At 73.3% G+C, this 19370-nt stretch carries 12 protein-coding genes; 9 read left to right on the top strand and 3 right to left on the bottom strand.

Annotated features, from left to right (window positions below; translation table 11 throughout):
* Positions 1-32: 32 nt before the first annotated feature.
* Both ABZ478_RS09165 and ABZ478_RS09160 read right to left on the bottom strand, forming a co-directional pair.
* Positions 33-872, bottom strand: coding sequence for a putative hydro-lyase (locus tag ABZ478_RS09165; RefSeq protein WP_359546798.1), 840 nt, complete (start codon positions 870-872; stop codon positions 33-35).
* Positions 869-2188 (bottom strand): MFS transporter, encoded by a 1320-nt coding sequence (locus ABZ478_RS09160; RefSeq protein ID WP_359546796.1) that lies wholly within the window; start codon positions 2186-2188, stop codon positions 869-871. Before ABZ478_RS09160 ends, ABZ478_RS09165 begins: the two co-directional genes overlap by 4 nt.
* A gap of 148 nt (positions 2189-2336) precedes the next feature.
* Here ABZ478_RS09160 and ABZ478_RS09155 point away from each other — a divergent pair, with 148 nt between their 5' ends.
* The 4 genes from ABZ478_RS09155 (at position 2337) to ABZ478_RS09140 (ending at position 10331) form a co-directional block, all read left to right on the top strand.
* Positions 2337-3038 (top strand): GntR family transcriptional regulator, encoded by a 702-nt coding sequence (locus ABZ478_RS09155; protein ID WP_359546794.1) that lies wholly within the window; start codon positions 2337-2339, stop codon positions 3036-3038.
* A gap of 157 nt (positions 3039-3195) precedes the next feature.
* Positions 3196-4722 carry a hypothetical protein gene (locus tag ABZ478_RS09150; RefSeq protein ID WP_359546793.1) on the top strand — a complete coding sequence of 509 codons (1527 nt, stop codon included), beginning with the start codon at positions 3196-3198 and terminating at the stop codon, positions 4720-4722.
* A 31-nt stretch (positions 4723-4753) separates the two neighbouring features.
* Positions 4754-5632, top strand: coding sequence for a hypothetical protein (locus tag ABZ478_RS09145; RefSeq protein ID WP_359546791.1), 879 nt, complete (start codon positions 4754-4756; stop codon positions 5630-5632).
* A 37-nt stretch (positions 5633-5669) separates the two neighbouring features.
* Positions 5670-10331, top strand: coding sequence for a hypothetical protein (locus ABZ478_RS09140; protein ID WP_359546790.1), 4662 nt, complete (start codon positions 5670-5672; stop codon positions 10329-10331).
* 61 nt (positions 10332-10392) lie between these two features.
* Here ABZ478_RS09140 and ABZ478_RS09135 read toward each other — a convergent pair whose 3' ends face one another.
* Positions 10393-10941 carry a hypothetical protein gene (locus ABZ478_RS09135; RefSeq protein WP_359546788.1) on the bottom strand — a complete coding sequence of 183 codons (549 nt, stop codon included), beginning with the start codon at positions 10939-10941 and terminating at the stop codon, positions 10393-10395.
* A gap of 400 nt (positions 10942-11341) precedes the next feature.
* Here ABZ478_RS09135 and ABZ478_RS09130 point away from each other — a divergent pair, with 400 nt between their 5' ends.
* The 5 genes from ABZ478_RS09130 to ABZ478_RS09110 are packed head-to-tail and all read left to right on the top strand — an operon-like array spanning position 11342 to position 19261.
* Positions 11342-14176: a nitrate- and nitrite sensing domain-containing protein gene (locus ABZ478_RS09130; protein ID WP_359546786.1), complete on the top strand. Its 2835-nt coding sequence runs from the start codon at positions 11342-11344 to the stop codon at positions 14174-14176.
* Entirely contained in the window at positions 14173-14607 is a 435-nt protein-coding gene (locus ABZ478_RS09125; protein WP_359546785.1) for a roadblock/LC7 domain-containing protein, read from the top strand. The genes ABZ478_RS09130 and ABZ478_RS09125 overlap by 4 nt, the downstream gene beginning before the upstream one ends.
* A 9-nt stretch (positions 14608-14616) precedes the next feature.
* Entirely contained in the window at positions 14617-15012 is a 396-nt protein-coding gene (locus ABZ478_RS09120) for a DUF742 domain-containing protein (RefSeq protein ID WP_358937391.1), read from the top strand.
* Between the two features lie 24 nt (positions 15013-15036).
* Positions 15037-18675 (top strand): hydantoinase B/oxoprolinase family protein, encoded by a 3639-nt coding sequence (locus ABZ478_RS09115; protein WP_359546783.1) that lies wholly within the window; start codon positions 15037-15039, stop codon positions 18673-18675.
* Entirely contained in the window at positions 18656-19261 is a 606-nt protein-coding gene (locus ABZ478_RS09110) for an ATP/GTP-binding protein (RefSeq protein WP_358937387.1), read from the top strand. The genes ABZ478_RS09115 and ABZ478_RS09110 overlap by 20 nt, the downstream gene beginning before the upstream one ends.
* Positions 19262-19370 lie beyond the last annotated feature (109 nt).

The following is a 19370-nucleotide window of genomic DNA, read 5'->3' as shown; positions in this document are numbered from 1 at the left end:
GGCTGTCGTGCCGGGTGTGCCGCTCGCTCGTGTCAGTCGACGCCGGCCACGCGGTACTGCTCATCCCGCACGTCGGTCAGGAACATCTGGCCCGGTGCGTGGGTGATGGCGAACGGCGGCCGGGACGCCATCACCGCCGCCTGTGGGGTCACCCCGCACGCCCAGAACACCGGGATGTCGTCGGGCGCGGCGTCCACCGGGTCACCGAAGTCGGGCCGGCCGAGGTCCTCGATGCCGAGGGCCGCGGGATCGCCGCAGTGCACCGGTCCGCCGTGCACGGCCGGCAGCAGGCCGCTCTCCCGGATCGCGGTGCGCAGGTGCCGCGGCGGCACCGGGCGCATGGACACCACCATCGGCCCGCGCAGCCGGCCCGCCGGGCGGCACTGCCTGCCGGTCACGTACATCGGCACGTTGCGGCCCTGTTCCACGTGCCGGATCGGGACGCCCGCCCCGGCCAGCGCCCACTCGAAGGTGAAGCTGCAGCCCAGCAGGAACGACACCAGGTCGTCCCGCCAGTACGCGCGCGCGTCCGTCGGCTCCTCGGCCAGTTCGCCGTCCCGCCACACCCGGTAGCGCGGCAGGTCGGTGCGCAGATCCGCGCCCGGGGCGAGCACGGTCGTGGCGGAACCCGCGTCCGTGACGTCCAGCACGGGACAGGGCTTTGGGTTGCGCTGGCAGAACAGCAGCATGTCGTAGGCCCAGTCGGCCGGCACCGCGATCAGGTTGGCCTGGGCGTGCCCGGCCGCCACGCCCGCCGTCGGTCCGGAGAGACCCTCCCGGAAACGGGTCCGCGCGGTCTGCGGGCTCCACGCGTGCGCGTGCTCGTCGACGAGGGCCACGGGCCGGTCGGAGGTACGGTCCACCCGCGTCATGCCAGCTCCTTCCCGCGCGTCTCAGGCAGTCCGAGCAGGGCGAGCGCCGCCAGGCCGTAGCCGACCGCGCCGAAGACCAGCGCGCCGCCCACGCCCCAGCTGTCGGCCAGGAAGCCCACCAGGGTCGGGAAGACCGCGCCCACCGCGCGGCCGGTGTTGTACGTGAAGCCCTGACCGGTGCCGCGCACCGCCGTCGGGTACAGCTCGCTCAGGTAGGAACCGAAGCCGCTGAAGATGGCCGACATGCAGAAGCCGAGCGGGAAACCGAGCACCAGCAGCAGCGTGTCGGCGCCGTGCGGGATGTTGGCGTAGGCCAGCACGCAGACCGCCGAGAGCAGCGCGAACAGCCAGATGTTGCGTCGCCGGCCGAGCCGGTCGGTGAGGTAGCCGCCGGCCAGGTAGCCGAGGAAGGCCCCCGAGATCAGGAAGGTCAGATAACCGCCGGTGCCCACCACGGACAGGCCGCGCTCGCTCTTGAGGTACGTCGGCACCCAGGTCGCCAGCGTGTAGTAGCCGCCCTGCACGCCCGTGGACAGCAGGCTCGCGAAGACCGTCGTGCGCAGCAGACCCGGATCGCCGTCCGTGGCCGGCCGGAAGATCGCCGTGAACGAGCCGCGCCGCGGGCTCTGTTCGCGGGCCACGGTCGCCTCGGGCGCGTCGTGCACCCGGCGCCGCAGCCACACCACGAGCAGCGCGGGCAGCGCGCCGGTCCAGAACATGATCCGCCAGGCCAGGTCGTCACCGGCGAAGGAGAAGACCAGCGTGTAGGCGACCGCCGCCAGCGCCCAGCCGACCGCCCAGGAGCTCTGGACGGCGCCGAGGGTACGGCCCCGGTGCCTGGCGCTCGCGTACTCGGCGACCAGGATGGCGCCGACCGCCCACTCGCCGCCGAAACCGAGACCTTGCAGGGCGCGGAAGACCAGCAGCGTCTCGTAGTTGGGCGCGAAGCCGCAGGCCACGGTGAAGACGGCGTACGTGATCACCGTGATCATCAGCGCCCGGACCCGGCCCACCCGGTCCGCGACCACCCCCGCCACGGCACCGCCGACCGCGGAGACCACCAGAGTGACGGTGGTGAACAGGCCGGTCTGGCCGCTGTCCAGGCCGAAGTACGCCGCGAGCGCCACCATGCTCAGCGGCAGCGTGAAGTAGTCGTAGGAATCCAGGGCATATCCGCCGAAAGCTCCGGCGAACGCCTGGCGGCCGCGCGGGCCGAGAGCCCGCAGCCAGCCGAACGCGCCGTCGTCGGCGGTGCGTTCACCTGTTGCCGGTCGCTGGTCCGGTGTCGCGGACCGGGGCGGAGGGGTCGCGCTCATGGGCACCTCGCAGAGAGGGGACGGAGGGTGCGGTGAACTGGGCGATGCCGTGCGGAAGTTGTGCCGTGCCGAGCACCGTAGAGGATCGTTCAACGATCCTTCAATACCCCTGTTGTCCCGTTCCCCCGACTGCGATTGAATTCCGGGCATGGCAGAGCAGCTGACGGGACTGGCCGACGACCGTGCCCTCCTCGGGCGCACCAGCACCGCCGAACGGGTCTCCGACATCCTCCGCAGCCGGGTCGCCGAGGGCTATTTCCCGCCGGGCACCCGCCTGTCCGAGGACGCCATCGGCGGCGCGCTCGGGGTCTCCCGCAACACCCTGCGCGAGGCGTTCCGGCTGCTCACCCATGAGCGTCTGCTCGTCCACGAACTCAACCGCGGTGTCTTCGTCCGGGTCCTGACCGTGGAGGACGTCCAGGACATCTACCGCATCCGCGCCCTGGTCGAGTGCGCCGTCGTCCGCGGCCTCGGTGAGCCGCCGTACGCGCTCGACGGACTGGCCGCGGCCGTCACCGAGGGGCAGGTCGCCACCCACGAGAACGACTGGAAAGCGCTGGGCACGGCCAACATCCACTTCCACCGCGAACTGGTGGCGCTGGCCGGCAGCGAACGCACCGACGAGCTGATGCGCAGCGTCTTCGCCGAGCTGAGGCTCGCCTTCCACGTCGTCGACCACCCGCGCCGGCTGCACGAGCCGTACCTCGCCCGCAACCGACAGATCCTGCAGGCCCTGCAGGCCGGGGACCGGCGCGAGGCCGAGCGGCTGCTGAGCACCTACCTCGCCGACTCGCTGGAACGGGTCGTGGAGGTGTACCGGCGCCGGGTCGGCGAGGACACCTCCTCCTGACACCCGGTGCGCGTCGAGTCCTTCTCGTGCCGGGCGCCGGCCGAGATCACTCACCGTGCCCGCGGGGCCGGCTCCCGGCGCCTGTCGAGCGTCTGTGACGGCCGTCGCTTCTGCGTCGTTTGGGTCGTTGTCAGACCGAGGACCTAGTCTGTGCACCGTGACTTCGCCTGCATCGACGGACAGCGTTCCGCCCCAGCTCAGCGCGGGGCCGCGCCCGGCACCGGGCCCGGCCGCCGACGAGGGGCTGGCGCGGCGGCTGCGCGCGCTCGCCTGCACGGCACCGCTGCACGACCTCGACGCGCGCAAGTCCAGCCTGGCCGGTGAGTACTCCGTGTACGGCATGGCCGAGGTGGCCCTGGCCGCCATCGACCTGGTCACACTGAACATGGACTTCGACACGGGCGCCGACCACGAGCAGATCGTGGCCCGGCTCGTCCCGCGCATCGCCGCCCAGGCCCCGCACCGGCCCCCCGCCGAGCACGAGCGCGTGGCCCGCTGGGTCCTGGAGAACCTGATCAACGTCGGCAGCGTGGACCGCGGCTTCCGCGCGGTGTACGGCACGTTCGCGCCCGACGGCACCTACGTCCGCCGTGACTACGACTTCAAGCTGATCGAAGAGGTCCCCGGCCCCGGCGGCACGGTCTACCTGCGCACGACCGACGAAGCGGTCAACGTTCTCGTCGGCGCCCTGGACACCGACGTCACCAGCGCGCAGATCGCCGCCGAGGTAAAGCTCGAGGTACTGATCAACCGGGGCCGTCTCGCCGACGCCCAGCTCGCCGCCGAGCAGGCCCGCTACCGCACCGTGCAGTACTCGGAGACCCTGCGCCGCGCCCTGGAGGCCACCCGGCGCAACGTCCGCGCGGTCGACTGGCTCAACGCCGTGCCCGACATGATCGCCGAGGCACTCGACCACGTGGCCGACCGCTACCGGCACGAGAACGCGATCCTCACCAACATCCGCAAGGCCCGCGACGAGACCGAGGACCCCGGGAACAAGCGCCGCGCGGCCGAGCTGGTGGACATCGTCAAGGACTGCATCCGCCGGCACACCCAGCTGCAGTCCCGGCTGCTGGAGGCGGGCCCGCTGTTCCGCGCCGAACAGGACAGACAGGCGTTCGCCCCGGCGGCGTCCACCTCCGGGACCGACCTGTACGGCCACCTCCTCGCGCCCGCGCTTGTGCTGCCGCTGGAGCGGGCGGTCCGCGTCACGGACGCCTTCTTCGCCAGCGCCACCGGGCTGCGCACCCCGGTGGCGGTGCGGGTCGGCGACCTCGTGGACATCCTGCTGACGCCGCCGGTGGAACGGGAGCACCTGGGCGCGGAGATGCCCGAGCCCGACCTGATCGCGACCCCGGACGACAGCCGGTTCAGCGAGGAACAGCTCGCCGCCGCCATGGAACTGCTGGATCTGCCGGCGGACGCCCCGCGCAGGCTGTCCGGACTGCTCGCCGAGGCACGCGGACAGGACCCCGAACTGCCCTACCTGGTCGCGCTGCTGGCCGTGCACGCGGCCAGCCCCGCGGTCGGCACCGCCTACCGGCAGGGCGAGCAGAAGCTGCTGTTCGCCGTCGACGACGGGACCGAGCTGGACGACCCCGAGTTCGGCGGGGCCGACCTGATCGTCGGAACGGCGCTGCTGGACGCGGCGGGAATGGCCGCCGACCGGACGGAAGCAGCATGAGTGAGCGAGACCGCGACAAGGAGCCCAGACCGTGACCGAGCACGTCGAGTGGAGTGACACGGAGGCCCCGGCCCCGTCGGCGTCTGCCGCCGTCACCCCCGCCGACGCCGCCGACGCGGCGCGGCTCGTCGCCTTCGGGCTGCAGCCCAAACTGCAGCCCGCACGCGACCAGGAGTACACCGATCTGCTGCGCCGCTACCGCGAGGAACCGGCGTTCGCGCGGCTCGCGGACGCCGTCGCCGCCGGCCTCGGCCTGATCGTGCTCGAGGTGTCCCCGCGCGCGGGGATGGCCGTGACGGCCGCCGAGGACTCGGTGTTCGCCGTCCGCATGGGCGACTACGCGCGTCGCACCGCCGCCGACTCCGGGGACCGCTTCCTGCACGGGCTGGCCCACCTGGCCGTCGCCGCGCTGGCGTTCCCGCGCCCGGAGGACCTGGCCGACGACTCCTACATCGGCCGGATCACCGTCAACGGCGTCGACGCCTTCGTACGGCAGGCATGCCGCCGGCTGGAGGAACGGGCCGAGGAACGCGGCGAGAACACCGACCCGGCCACCGACGCGCCCGGCCTCGAGGCGGCCTGGCGGATCTGGGCCCGGCGCAGCGCGACCGGTGCTACCAAGGACGCGCGCCGGCCGGCCGCCTCGACCACGGGCATCGTCGCCAAGGCCGCGGCCTTCCTCACCGACTCCGGCTTCCTGCAGCGCACCGGGGACGACCACGGCGGCACCTACCGCACCACCGCGCGCTACCAGCTCCAGGTCCGCGACCTGGCCGGCGCCGCCGCGATGGCCGAGCTGCTGGAGCTGGGCGTCGTCCCGGTCACCGACGGCTCGGCCAGCCTGCTCGCCGCAGAGGACACCGACGACCTGGACCTGGTGGCCGACGCCGGGCTGCCGTTCCACTCCTGATCCACCGCATTCCTGACCAGACTTACGAGAGTCCGCCATGTACGAGCTGTCCCGGGTCCGCCTCTACTCCATCGGGCCGGCCGGTGCGCGCTACGCCGACACCGTGCTCGACCTGCGGGGAGTGGGCGGGCCCGTGCCCGACCCCGCGCCCAGGCAGGCGGAGTTCTTCGCGGAGGAGCCGTCCGGCCCGCCGCGCCGGCCCGCGCCCGCGGGCGTGCTCTTCCTGGAGAACGGCGGCGGCAAGTCCGTCCTGCTCAAGCTGATCTTCTCGGTGATGCTGCCCGGACACCGCAACACCCTCGGCGGCGCCAGCTCCGGCGTGCTGCGCAAGTTCCTGCTCGCCGACGACTGCGGGCACGTGGCGCTGGAGTGGCAGCACGTGCAGACCGGCGAGTGCGTCGTCGTCGGCAAGGTCAGCGAGTGGCGCGGCCGCCAGGTCTCCACCGACCCCCGGAAGTTCGCCGAGGCCTGGTACTCCTTCCGGCCCGGCCCCGGCCTCAGCCTGGACAACCTGCCCGTCGCCGAGTCCACCGCGGTACGGCCGCGCGTCGAGGGCAGCTCGGGCGCCCAGGGCCGCCGCCGCACCATGAAGGGCTTCCGCGACGCCCTCACCGAGGCCGGCAAGGCCTACCCCCACCTGGAGGTTCACTGGGAGGAGATCCACGACCGCTGGATCGAGCACCTCGGCGACCTCAGCCTCGACCCCGAACTCTTCCGCTACCAGCGGGAGATGAACGCCGACGAGGGCGAGGCGGCGGGTCTCTTCGCGGTCAAGAAGGACTCCGACTTCACCGACCTGCTGCTGCGCGCGGTCACCGACACCCGCGACACCGACGGCCTCGCCGACCTGGTCAGCGGCTTCGGCAACAAGCTCGGCCGCCGGGCCGAACTGATCGCGGAGCGGGACTTCACCGCGGGCTCCGTCGACCTGCTCGGGCGGATCGTCGAGGCCGCCGAGACGCGCTCCCGCGCACGTGACGTCCACTCCGGCGCCGAACGCCGCACCCGCACCCTGGCCCGGCGGCTGTCCGCGCGGGCCGTGCGGGAGCGGGTGCGCGCCGCCGACCTGGCGCAGCGCGTCACCGCCGCCGCCTACGCCGTCACGCACTCCGAGGGGGCGCGCGAGCGCAGCTCGCTCATCGCCGCCGAACTCGCCTACCGGCACGCGTCCCTGGCGCTCGCCGCCGCCGAGAAGGCCGCCGCCGCGCAGAAGCGCGAGCTGGCCGACGCACGCACCCTTCACTCCGCCTGGCAGGCCGCCGAGGTCGTGCTGCGGCACCGCGCCGCCGCCGACCGGGTCACGCGCGTGTCCGCCGCCATCCAGGAGGCCGAGCGGGACGCGGCCCCCGCGCTCGCCGCCCGCGCCAAGGCCGCCGTGGATCTCGTCAGGGCCCTGCACGCGGCCGCCGAGAGCGCCGAAACCCTCGCCAACGAGGGGGAGGAGCGCTCGGCGGCCCTCCAGGAGGCCGGTGAGAGCGGCTACCGCGACTCCACCGCCGCCGCCACCGAAAGCCAGCGCGCCCGCAGCGAGGCCGGGCACCTGCGCCAGCGCCTCACCGAGGTCGAGCAGGAGACGGCCGAGGCGGTGCGCGCGGGCTGGCTCGACGACAGCGCGCCGGACGCCGACCCGGCCCGCGCCGCGCTCGCCGCGAGCGACGCCGAGAAGACCGCCGTCGCCGCCTGGGACGCGGCCCGTGAGGCCGCCCGCAAGGCCACCGAGCACGCCCGCGAGGCGGCCTCCGCCGAGGCGCGCGCCGAGCTGACGGCGGCCCGCGCGGCGGACGCCGCGACCGCGGCCGAACGCGCCCACGACGCCGAGCGGCGCCTCGCCGAGACCCTTGCCGCCGAGGACCGGCTCGCAGAGCTGCTGAGCCTGCCGGCCGGGGCGGCCCGGCCCGGGGTGCCGGCGCCCAGGAGCGGGGTTGCCGACCCGTCGATGCGGGCGGGCGACCCCGCGGCAGCCACCCGTTCGCGCGCCGAGGGCCCGTTGGGTCCCGAGGAACTCGACCGTTTCGCCGACGAGTTGCGCGAACTCCTCGACGACGCCGTGGCGACCGCCGAACGGCACCTGTTCGACCTGCGCACGGCCGCCGCCGACGACGCCCGCATCCTCGGTGCCCTGGGCGACGGCGGGTTGCTGCCGCCCGGACCCGACGTGCTGGCCACCGTCGAGTTCCTCGGCGAGCACGGCATCCCCGCGCTGCCCGGATGGCGCTACCTCGCGCAGGCCGTCGACCCCGCCGACCACACGCGCGTGCTCGCCGCCCGCCCCGAACTGGTCGACGGTGTGATCATCACCGACCCCGACACGCACGCGCGTGCCCGCGAGGCGCTCGGCGACGCCGCCCTGCTGCCCCGCTCCGCCGTGGCGGTCGGCACGGCAGCGGCCCTGCTGGCTCATGCCCCGGCGCCCGGCACCGCCCCCGGCGACGTCTTCCTGGTGCCGCCCAACCCCGCCATGCACGACGAGCACGCGGCGGACGAGGAGCGGCAGGCCCTGCGCGCGCGTGCCGCCGAGCGCGACGACGAGATCCGCGCGCTCGCCGCCCGGCTCGGCCGGGACCGCGAGCTGGCGGCCCGCCTCGCCTCCTGGCGCACCGGCTGTCCGGCCGGACGGCTCACCGAGCTGGGCGAGGCGGCCCAGGAGGCGCGCGCGTTCGCCGAGGAGAGCGAGGCCGAGCTCGCCGAGGCGCGCACCGTGCGCGCGGAGGCCGACGAGACCGCCGCCGAGGCCACGCAAGTCCGCGACGAAAGGCAGGAGGCCGCGCAGCGGGCCAGGCGCGCCGCCGACGCCCTCGCCGGACTCGCCTTCCGGCTGCGCGAGCGCGCCGGCTGGCAGGTCAGGCTCCGCGAACTCGCCGACGAGGCCGCCGAGTCGGAGGCCCGCGCCCAGGCCTGCCTGGAACGCGCCCGCGCCGCCGACGAGGACCGCCGCGCCGCCCAGCGGGCCGCCGACGACGCCCGCCGCACCGCGCGTGCGCTGCGCGCCGAGCGCTCCGAGATCGCGGGCGCCCCCGACGACCTGCCGGCGGCGGACGCCGACGCGCCGAAGACCTCCCTGCCCGCCCTGCGCGAGGCCTACCGAGCCGCCTCCCAGGTGTACGAGAAGGTCGGCGTCGGTGCCGACCTCCGGGCCGAGCAGGCCCGCGCGGAGAGCGACGAGAGCGCCGCCCGGGCCGAACTCGACCGCCTCAGCAACAAGGTCCGCACCCGCGCCGAGCAGCTGCTCCAGTCACCGGACGGCTCCGACGGCCCCTCCCGGCAGGCGGCCGCCGCGCGCGCGGAGGAGCTGGTGCAGCTCCTGGAGACCCGTATGTCCACCGCGAGCGAGCAGCTCGGCCGGCTGCGCGGCGAGACCGAACGACACGCCCCCGAGGACGGCGAGGCGCACACCGAGCTGTCCGGGGAACTCACCCCGCGCGACGCCGAGCATGCTCAGGCCTTGCTGCGCACCGCCATGGCCGAACTCGCCGCCCGCACCGAGGCGCTGGCCGAGGCCCGGGACGCGCACGCCGAGCTGCTGGAGACCCACCGGGCCGCCGAGGACGCCGCCAGCGGCTTCGACGAGATCGCCGCCATGCTGCGCGACCTGCTGCGTGAGCACACCGCCGACGAGGAGCAGGAGGAGCCGGAGCCCTACGCAGGCATTCTGGAGGAGGCCCGGCACTCGGCCGCCGAGGCCCGCCGCTCCCTGCGCGGCTGCGCCGCCGACCTGTCCGCCGCCGAGGCGGCCGTGCGCGAGGCGAGCGACGTGCTCGTGCGGCACGCCAACTCCACGCGGTACGAGCAGGTACGCACCCCCGCCCGGCAGCAGATCCGTGAGCTGCCCGCCTCCGCGCTGCCCGAGCACGCCCAGAAGTGGGCGGCCGCCTTCGCGCCCCGCCTGCGTGTCCTCACCGACGAACTGGCCCAGTTGGAGCGCAACCGGGACTCGATCGTCGACCGGCTCCGGGGGCTGGTCGAGTCCGCCCTCGCCACCCTGCGTTCCGCCCAGCGGCTCTCCCGTCTCCCGGAAGGGCTCGGTGAGTGGTCCGGGCAGGAGTTCCTGCGTATCCGTTTCGAGGAGCCCGACCAGGCGACGCTCACCGAACGGCTCGGCGAGGTCATCGACGAGGCCACGCGCGCGGCCGTGAAGAAGAACTCCGACCTGCGGCGCGACGGCATGTCGCTGCTGCTGCGCGGAGTCGCGGCCGCGCTGCAGCCGAAGGGCGTGGCCGTGGAGATCCTCAAGCCGGACGCCGTGCTGCGCGCCGAACGCGTTCCCGTCGGCCAGATGGGCGACGTGTTCTCCGGCGGACAGCTGCTCACCGCCGCCATCGCCCTGTACTGCACGATGGCCGCCCTGCGCTCCAACGACCGGGGCCGTGACAAGCACCGGCACGCGGGAACGCTGTTCCTCGACAACCCGATCGGCCGCGCGAACGCCACCTACCTGCTCGAACTCCAGCGGGCGGTGTCCGACGCGCTGGGTGTGCAACTGCTGTACACCACCGGCCTGTTCGACACGACCGCACTGGCCGAGTTCCCACTCGTCATCCGGCTCCGCAACGACGCCGACCTCAGGGCGGGCCTGAAGTACATTAGCGTCGAGGAGCACCTCCGGCCCGGTCTGCCGCAGCAGCCGCAGGCCGGAGAGGCGGTGCACAGCGAGATCACGGCGACCCGCATGTTCAAACGACCGGCCTCCGCGAACCCCTGATCGCGCGTGCGGGGCCCGGCCGAGGGCCGGCCCCGCCGGCCCTCCCGTCCGGCCTGCTCCGTCAGGAGTGCGACAGTTGCCCGGTGCCGCCCCGCCGGCGTATCCGCGCCTGCTCCCGAAGGGTGGCCCGGTCCTGACGCCGACGGCCCCGACGCTCACGGCGCAGCGCCCGGGCCGTGCTGCTCGGCTCGGAGACGACGCCGTACCGCTGGTTCCACACCTGACGGGTCACCCAGACGTCGGCCACGCCCCAGGTGGCGACGATCGTGCTGACCACACTGCTGATCACCATCGGGAAGGCCAGCCAGGACCCGGCCATCGTGCACAGGAACGCCACCATGGCCTGGATCAGCGTCACGGAGGCGATCAGGACCGCCCGCACCGCCGCCGTACGCACCGGGTCGGGCATCCGGCGCCGCCGCGCGGGCTCCTCGACCCACAACTGCCGCTCCCGCTGCCGGAATTCGCCAATGGACTCCCCGGCGCGCTCATGCGCCGGAATGTCGCGATCCGGTGCTTCCAGGTGCCGCCGCACCGACGAGCGCTCCGCCACGCTCTCCACGGTCGCTCCGCCCCGCTCCGCCGTGCCCATCACCGTGTCACTCCCCACCGCCGGCAGGCCCCTTGCCCCGATGTCCGAAGACGCCGACTCCCAGTGGCTGCCCGGCTTGCGCACTTTTACGCCGCCGGGATGCGGGATGCGGCTCCTGCGTCCGATTCCGCCCCCATTTCCCATGAGGAAAGACGAGTGACGAGCCGCGAAGATTCCCATCGGCGAAAAAATCCAGCCAACCAATTGTCCGTACTGCTCCGGCCGCTCGAGTCGCGCGCCCCCGTACCCCGGGCGCAAAGTCCCGCAATGCCCTGACAACTCGCCATCTCTCGCCGTCGGTGCGGAAGTTCGCACGCCACACGCGTCTTCGAGTTATCTGTGCGGCGGTAGTAGGCTCGCGCCGTTTGTTGACGCACATGTGTACCCCCGACCGGCGGGGGTCGAGCTGGGGGAGGCCATGCGCTTTCGCGGGAAGTCGATCCGCCGGAAGATCGTGGCGCTGCTTCTCGTGCCGCTGGTGTCCCTGACCGCCGTCTGGGGCTTCGCCACGGTACTCACGGGTCGTGAGGTCGCCCGGCTGTTCAGCGTGTCCGACATCGTGCAGGACATCGGCTATCCCACCGAGGATGCCGCCCGCGGCCTGCAGCAGGAACGCCGCCAGACCCTCGTCTACCTCGCCGACCCGCGCGCGGCCGACGCACTCTCGGCGCTTCACCGCACCCGCACCGCGACCGACCGCTACCTCACCGAGATCCGCGAGCACGCCCAAAACCGTGACGTCCTCGACGGCATGGACGGGGACGACAGCGAGCGTCTGACCACGGTCCTGGACGCCTTCGACGGCCTCGACTCCCTGCGCCGCGGCGTCGAGGCGCGCACGGTCAGCCGCGCCCAGGCCTTCGACCGCTACAACCGTCTCATCGACCCCTGCTACACCCTGCTGGCCTCCCTCGACGGCATCGACAGCGTCGAGATGAACGAGCAGGCCCGAGCCCTCGTCAACCTCACCCGCGCCCGCGAACTCCTCTCCCGCGAGGACGCGCTGCTCGGCTCCGCGCTGGTGGTGGGCAAGGTCTCCCGCGACGAGACCCGCGACATCTCCGACCTCGTCGCCCAGCGCGACCTGCTCTACGACATCAGCCTGCCGCTGCTCCCCGCCGCGGAACGCGACCGGTACGAGCGCTTCTGGGAGAACGCCATCACCGCCCCGCTGCTGGCGGCCGAGCAGTCCGTCACAGGCACCGGTCCGGCAACCCCGCACGGCGTCACCGCCCGGAGCTGGGACTCCACCGCGGCGAGCGTCCTCGACGAACTCGGCACCCTCGACGACCAGGCCGGCGACCGTTATCAGGACCGGATGCGGCCCGTCGCGGTCGGCGTCATCGTGCAGGCGGCCGTCGCGGGCGTCCTCGGCCTGGTCGCCCTCCTCCTGTCCGTCGTCCTGTCCGTGCGCGTCGGCCGCAGCCTCGTGCGGGACCTGCGCAAGCTGCGCCTGGAGGCGCACGAGGCGTCCGGCGTGCGGCTGCCCAGCGTGATGCGCCGCCTCTCCGCCGGTGAGCGGGTCGACGTGGAGACCGAGGTGCCACGGCTGGAGTACGACAAGAACGAGATCGGTGAGGTCGGCCAGGCCCTCAACACCCTCCAGCGCGCCGCCGTCGAGGCCGCGGTGAAACAGTCCGAACTGCGGTCCGGCGTCTCCGAGGTGTTCGTCAACCTCGCCCGCCGCAGCCAGGTCCTGCTGCACAAGCAGCTCACCCTGCTCGACACCATGGAGCGCAGGACCGAGGACACCGACGAACTCGCCGACCTCTTCCGGCTGGACCACCTCACCACCCGCATGCGCCGGCACGCCGAGGGCCTGGTGATCCTCTCCGGCGCGGCACCCTCGCGGCAGTGGCGCCGCCCCGTCCAGCTCATGGACATCGTCCGGGCCGCGGTCGCCGAGGTGGAGGACTACGAGCGCATCGAGGTCCGGCGCCTGCCGCGGGTCGCCGTCACCGGGCCGGCCGTCGCCGACGTCACGCACCTGGTGGCCGAACTCCTCGAGAACGCCACGGTCTTCTCGCCGCCGCACACCGCCGTCCAGGTCCTCGGCGAACGGGTCGCCAACGGCTTCACCCTGGAGATCCACGACCGGGGTCTCGGCATGACCGCCGAGGCCCTGCTGGACGCCAACCTCCGGCTCGCCGAGACACCCGAGTTCGAGCTCTCGGACACCGACCGGCTCGGCCTGTTCGTGGTCAGCCGCCTGGCCCAGCGCCAGAACGTGCGGGTCTCCCTGCAACCGTCCCCCTACGGCGGCACCACCGCCGTCGTCTTCATCCCCGACCTGCTGCTGTCCGACGACGTCCCGGACACCAACGGCATCGGCTTCCGCCTCGACCGCGACCGGCCGGCGAAGGAGACCGGACGGGCCGTGGGCCTCGGCCCCGCCTGGCCCAAGGCTCCCGCACAGCTCCCCGGCCTGCCGACCTCCCTGCTGGACGGGCCGGTCGAGCTGGAGGCGCCGGTGGACCTGGACGCCATCGGTGACTTCCCGGGTGCGCTGACGGACGAGGAGAGCGAGCGCGGCGGCCTGTTCCGCTCCCGCCGCACCCGCGACCAGCCCGACGAGCGGCGGATCGCACTGTCCGACGAGCCGCATCAGCCGGTCCCTCCGCGGATCGCCGGCAGCCCGGACACCGGCCGCACCGGTGGCCCCGTACCGCTGCCGCGGCGCCAGACGCCCAAGCTGGTCAGCTCGCACGGCCGGCCGGTCGTCGAACAGCGCGCCCGGCGCGGCGACCCCGACGACCAGCCCGCGCCCGGCCCGCGCCGCACCGACACCGTGGGACCGGCCCCGCTGCCCGCCCGCCGGCGCGGCACGGCGGCCCGGTGGACGCCCGCTGCGCCCGGGCGCGCGGACGAGCCCACGGTTCCCCCGGGCGACGGCGCGGAACAGACCCCCGAGATCCCGGCGCTGCCCCGGCGGGCCCGGTCTCCGCTGGCCGCTTCCGGCCGTGGCCCCGGCGAGGGCACCCCGGCCGCGGACGGTCCGGCCCCCGAGCCCGCGTCCGGTGCCGGGCCGCTGCCCCGGCGCGTACGGCAGGCCAGTCTCGCCCCGCAGCTGAAGCAGGAACCCGCACGGCGCCCCGAGCGCGCCGCGGAGCAGGCCGACCGCGACGCCGACGAGGTCCGCGACCGGATGGCCTCGCTGCAGCGCGGCTGGCAGCGCGGCCGTGAGGAGAACGCCTCGGGCGACGACACACGCAACGGCACAGCACAAGGAACGACTAAGGGGGACGGTCGATGACCGCACCGAAGGCCACCGGCCACACGGAGCCGAACAAGGGCGAGCTGAACTGGCTCCTCGACGACCTCGTCGACCGGGTCGCCAGCATCCGCAAGGCCGTCGTGCTCTCCGGCGACGGCCTGCCCACGGGGGTGTCCAAGGACCTGACCCGGGAGGACAGCGAACACCTGGCCGCGGTCGCCTCCGGCTTCCACAGCCTCGCAAAGGGCGTAGGCCGCCACTTCGAGGCGGGCAGCGTCCGCCAGACCGTGGTCGAACTCGACGACGCCTTCCTGTTCGTCACCGCCGCCGGGGACGGCAGCTGCCTCGCCGTCCTCTCCGACGCCGACTCCGACGTCGGGCAGGTCGCCTACGAGATGACACTGCTGGTCAAGCGGGTCGGCGTGCATCTGATCACCGCACCGCGCACCGATCTGCCCGCAGACGGGTAGTGGGATGACATGAGCGGAGACGGTCAGGGAAGCAGCCACTGGTTCGACGACGAGGCCGGACCGGTCGTCCGCCCGTACGCCATGACGCGCGGCCGCACCACGAGTGCGGGCCAGCACCGCCTCGACCTGATCGCGGTGGTCGTCACCGAGCCGGGCGCGCAGGACCCGGAGACGGACCCGACGCTCGCTCCCGAGCACGTGGAGATCGTCGGGCTCTGCGCCGAGGCACCGCAGTCCGTCGCCGAGATCGCCGCGGAACTGAACCTGCCCATCGGCGTGGTGCGCGTCCTGATCGGGGACCTCGTGCAGGCGGAACTCATCCATGTGACGCGTCCGGTGCCCCCGGCCGAGCTGCCGGACGAGAGTATTCTGCGCGACGTGATCAACGGCCTCCGGGCGCTGTGACGGGCGCGGAAGCGGAGTGACGACGTGACTGGCTGGCAGTTCTGGGTCGACCGAGGCGGCACCTTCACCGACATCGTCGCGCGCCGTCCGGACGGCCGGCTGCTCACGCACAAGCTGCTGTCCGACAACCCCGAACGGTACGCCGACGCGGCGGTCGCGGGCGTCCGGGAACTGCTGCGCGACTCCCCGGAGCCCGTCGACGCCGTGCGCATGGGCACCACCGTCGCCACCAACGCACTGCTGGAACGCAAGGGCGAGCGCACCCTGCTGGTGATCACCCGCGGTTTCCGCGACGCCCTTCGGATCGCCTACCAGAACCGCCCCGCCATCTTCGCCCGCCACATCCGGCTGCCCGGGCTGCTGTACGAGCGGGTCGTCGAGGCCGACGAACGCATCGCCGCCGACGGAACCGTGCTGCGCGCGCCCGACCTCGACGCGCTCGCGGGGCCCCTGCGGCAGGCCTACGCCGACGGAATCCGCGCGGTGGCCGTCGTCTGCCTGCACAGCCATCTGCACCCGGCCCACGAACGCGCCATCGGAGACCTCGCCGCGCGCACCGGATTCCCGCAGATCTCGCTGTCCAGTGAGACCAGCCCGCTGATGAAGCTCGTCCCGCGCGGTGACACCGCCGTCGTCGACGCCTACCTGTCCCCGGTGCTGCGCCGCTACGTACGGCACGTCGCCGACGAACTGCACGGTGTGCGGCTGATGTTCATGCAGTCCAACGGCGGGCTCACCGAGGCCGGACAGTTCCGCGGCAAGGACGCCGTCCTCTCCGGACCGGCCGGCGGCATCGTGGGCATGGCCCGCTTGTCGCAGCGGGCCGGCTTCGACCGCGTCATCGGCTTCGACATGGGCGGCACCTCCACCGACGTCTCGCACTTCGCCGGCGCGTACGAACGCGTCTTCACCAGCCAGATCGCCGGCGTCCGGCTGCGCGCCCCCATGCTCGACATCCACACCGTCGCCGCAGGCGGCGGCTCCGTGCTCCACTTCGACGGCTCCCGCTACCGGGTCGGCCCCGACTCGGCCGGCGCCGCCCCCGGGCCCGCCTGCTACCGCGCCGGCGGCCCGCTCACCGTCACCGACGCCAACGTGATGCTCGGCCGCATCCCTCCCGCCCACTTCCCCGCCGTGTTCGGCCCGGACGGCGACCAGCCCCTGGACGCCGCCGTCGTCCACGACCGCTTCACCGCCCTCGCACACGAGATCCGCGAGCGGACCGGCGACGACCGCACGCCCGAGCAGGTCGCCGAGGGCTACCTGCGGATCGCCGTCGCCAACATCGCCAACGCCGTGAAACGGATCTCCGTGCAGAAGGGACACGACGTCACCCGCTACGCCCTGACCACCTTCGGGGGAGCGGGCGGCCAGCACGCGTGCCGGGTGGCCGACTCCCTGGGCATCCGCACCGTCCTCGTACCCCCCCTGGCCGGTGTGCTCTCCGCGCTCGGCATCGGCCTCGCCGACACCACGGCCATGCGCGAACAGTCCGTCGAGGCACCCCTGGAAGCGGCCTCGATGCCAGGCGTCCGCGAGACGGCCGACGCCCTGGAGGGCGCCGCCCGCGCCGAACTGCGCGCCGAGGACGTCCCGGAGGACCGCATCGAGGTCACCCGCCGCGCCCAGCTCCGCTACGACGGCACCGACACCGCCCTCACCGTCGAGCTGACCGAACCCGGCACCATGACGCACGCCTTCGAAGAACGTCATCGCGCCACGTACTCCTTCACCCTGGACCGCCCGATCGTCGTCGAAGCGCTCTCCGTCGAAGCCACCGGCATCACCGCACCCCCGGATCTCTCCGCCCTCGCCCCTTACGAGGGCCACCGCGCCGCACCGCGGACCGTCCGGCTGCACACCGGCGGCGCCTGGCACGACGTACCCCTCCACCGCCGGGAGGCACTTCCTCCCGGCGAGACCGTCACCGGACCCGCGATCATCACCGAGTCCGGCGCGACGACCGTCGTCGACGACGGCTGGCGGGCCGCGGCCGGACACGACGGGCATCTGGTCATGGAACGCACGGCGATTACGGAGAGTTCCGAACTCGACACGAAAGTCGACCCCGTTCTGCTCGAGGTCTTCAACAACCTCTTCATGTCGATCGCCGAACAGATGGGCGCCCGACTGGAGTCCACGGCCCAGTCCGTCAACATCAAAGAGCGGCTGGACTTCTCCTGCGCCCTGTTCGACCCCCTCGGGAACCTGGTGGCCAACGCGCCCCACATCCCCGTCCACCTGGGCTCCATGGGCACCAGCGTCAAGGAGGTCATCCGCCGCCGCCGCACCTCGATGCGCCCCGGCGACACCTACGCCGTCAACGACCCCTACCACGGCGGCACCCACCTGCCCGACGTCACCGTGATCACCCCGGTCTTCGACACCGAGGGCACCACGGTCACGCGGAGTGAGCCGGAGATCCTCTTCTACGTCGCCTCCCGCGGCCACCACGCCGAGATCGGCGGCATCGCCCCGGGCTCCATGCCCGCGCACAGCCGGACCATCGACGAGGAGGGCGTCCTCTTCGACAACTGGCTGCTCGCCCAGGACGGCCGCTTCCGCGAGGAGGAGACCCGCCGTCTCCTCACCGAGGCTCCCCATCCCTCCCGCAACGTCCGCACCAACCTCGCCGATCTCCGCGCGCAGATCGCCGCCAACCGCAAGGGCGTCGACGAGGTCCGGCGCATGATCGAGGAGTTCGGCCTCGACGTCGTCCAGGTCTACATGCGGCACGTCCAGGACAACGCGGAGGAGGCGGTCCGCCGGGTCATCGACGTCCTGGAGGACGGGGAGTACGCCTACGAGACGGACTCCGGCGCCGTCATCCGCGTCCGTGTGCGCGTCGACCGCGCCGAGCGGCGCGCGACCATCGATTTCACCGGCACCTCCGCCCAGCTCGCCACCAACTTCAACGCCCCCTCCTCAGTGGTCGACGCGGCCGTCCTGTACGTCTTCCGCACCCTGGTCGCCGACGAGATCCCGCTCAACGACGGCTGTCTGCGCCCGCTGGACATCGTCGTACCGCCCGGCTCGATGCTCGCCCCCGAGCCGCCCGCCGCCGTCGTCGCGGGCAACGTGGAGACATCCCAGGCCGTCACCGGTGCCCTCTACGCCGCGCTCGGTGTGCAGGCCGAGGGCTCCGGGACCATGAACAACGTCACCTTCGGCAACGAACGCCACCAGTACTACGAGACCGTCGCCTCCGGATCCGGCGCCGGCGACGGCTTCCCCGGCGCCGACGTCGTGCAGACCCACATGACCAACTCGCGGCTCACCGACCCCGAAGTGCTGGAGTGGCGGCTCCCCGTCCGGCTCGAGGAGTTCACCGTCCGGCGGGGCAGCGGCGGCCCGGGGCGCCGGCGCGGCGGCGACGGTGCCGTACGCCGGATCCGCTTCCTGGAGCCCATGACCGTCTCCACGCTCTCGCAGCACCGCCGCGTGCCCCCGTACGGCATGGCCGGCGGGGAACCCGGCGCGCTCGGCGCCAACCGGGTGGAACGGGCCGACGGCACGGTCACCGATCTCGGCGGGAGCGGCTCGGCGGACGTGGGTCCCGGCGACGTTCTCGTCATCGAAACCCCCGGTGGCGGCGGCTACGGCCGACCGTCACCCGAACACGATCAAGCAGGAGAAGAGACGGATGATCTTCGGGCGTTCTGAACGCGGCAAGCCCCCGGTCGAGCCCGTCACCCTCAAGATCCTGGTGGCCGGCGGCTTCGGCGTGGGCAAGACGACACTCGTCGGCGCGGTCAGCGAGATCAGGCCGCTGCGTACCGAGGAACTGCTCACCGAGGCCGGGCGTCCGGTCGACGACACCAGCGGCGTGGAGGGGAAGCACACGACCACCGTGGCCATGGACTTCGGCCGCATCACCCTGCGCGAGGACCTCGTGCTCTACCTGTTCGGGACACCCGGGCAGGAACGCTTCTGGTTCATGTGGGACGAGCTGTCCGAGGGCGCGCTCGGTGCCGTGGTCCTTGCGGACACGCGCCGCCTGGAGGACTGCTTCGCCGCCGTCGACTACTTCGAACGGCGCTCGATCCCCTTCGTCGTCGGCGTCAACTGCTTCGAAGGGGCGGACCGTTACCCCGCGGAATCCGTACGGCAGGCCCTCGACCTGGACGAGGGGGTGCCGGTCGTGCTGTGCGACGCACGTGACCGTGAGTCCGTGAAGGAGGTGCTCATCGGCGTCGTCCAGCACGCCATGGAGTACGCGGCCGACCGTCGCCGGGCCCTTACCACCTGATCCCCTCGGCCCGCGGCACGGCCCGTACCCCCACCGACAGGGGTACGGGCCGCGGTCCCCGCGGACACCCGCCGCGCGCGTGAGGGATTCACGCATCTCGCACGCGCGC

Source organism: Streptomyces sp. NPDC005706 (assembly GCF_040631045.1).
Classification (GTDB): Bacteria; Actinomycetota; Actinomycetes; order Streptomycetales; family Streptomycetaceae; genus Streptomyces.
Note: the sequence above shows the minus strand (reverse complement) of the source record. Positions and strands in the feature narration are given on the sequence as shown.

Coding starts and splice junctions, on each gene's coding strand:
- ABZ478_RS09125 (WP_359546785.1), top strand. CDS start 14,173: ATGACCGCACCGAAGGCCACCGGCCACACGGAGCCGAACAAGGGCGAG.
- ABZ478_RS09165 (WP_359546798.1), bottom strand. CDS start 872: ATGACGCGGGTGGACCGTACCTCCGACCGGCCCGTGGCCCTCGTCGAC.
- ABZ478_RS09130 (WP_359546786.1), top strand. CDS start 11,342: ATGCGCTTTCGCGGGAAGTCGATCCGCCGGAAGATCGTGGCGCTGCTT.
- ABZ478_RS09120 (WP_358937391.1), top strand. CDS start 14,617: ATGAGCGGAGACGGTCAGGGAAGCAGCCACTGGTTCGACGACGAGGCC.
- ABZ478_RS09140 (WP_359546790.1), top strand. CDS start 5,670: ATGTACGAGCTGTCCCGGGTCCGCCTCTACTCCATCGGGCCGGCCGGT.
- ABZ478_RS09155 (WP_359546794.1), top strand. CDS start 2,337: ATGGCAGAGCAGCTGACGGGACTGGCCGACGACCGTGCCCTCCTCGGG.
- ABZ478_RS09110 (WP_358937387.1), top strand. CDS start 18,656: ATGATCTTCGGGCGTTCTGAACGCGGCAAGCCCCCGGTCGAGCCCGTC.
- ABZ478_RS09160 (WP_359546796.1), bottom strand. CDS start 2,188: ATGAGCGCGACCCCTCCGCCCCGGTCCGCGACACCGGACCAGCGACCG.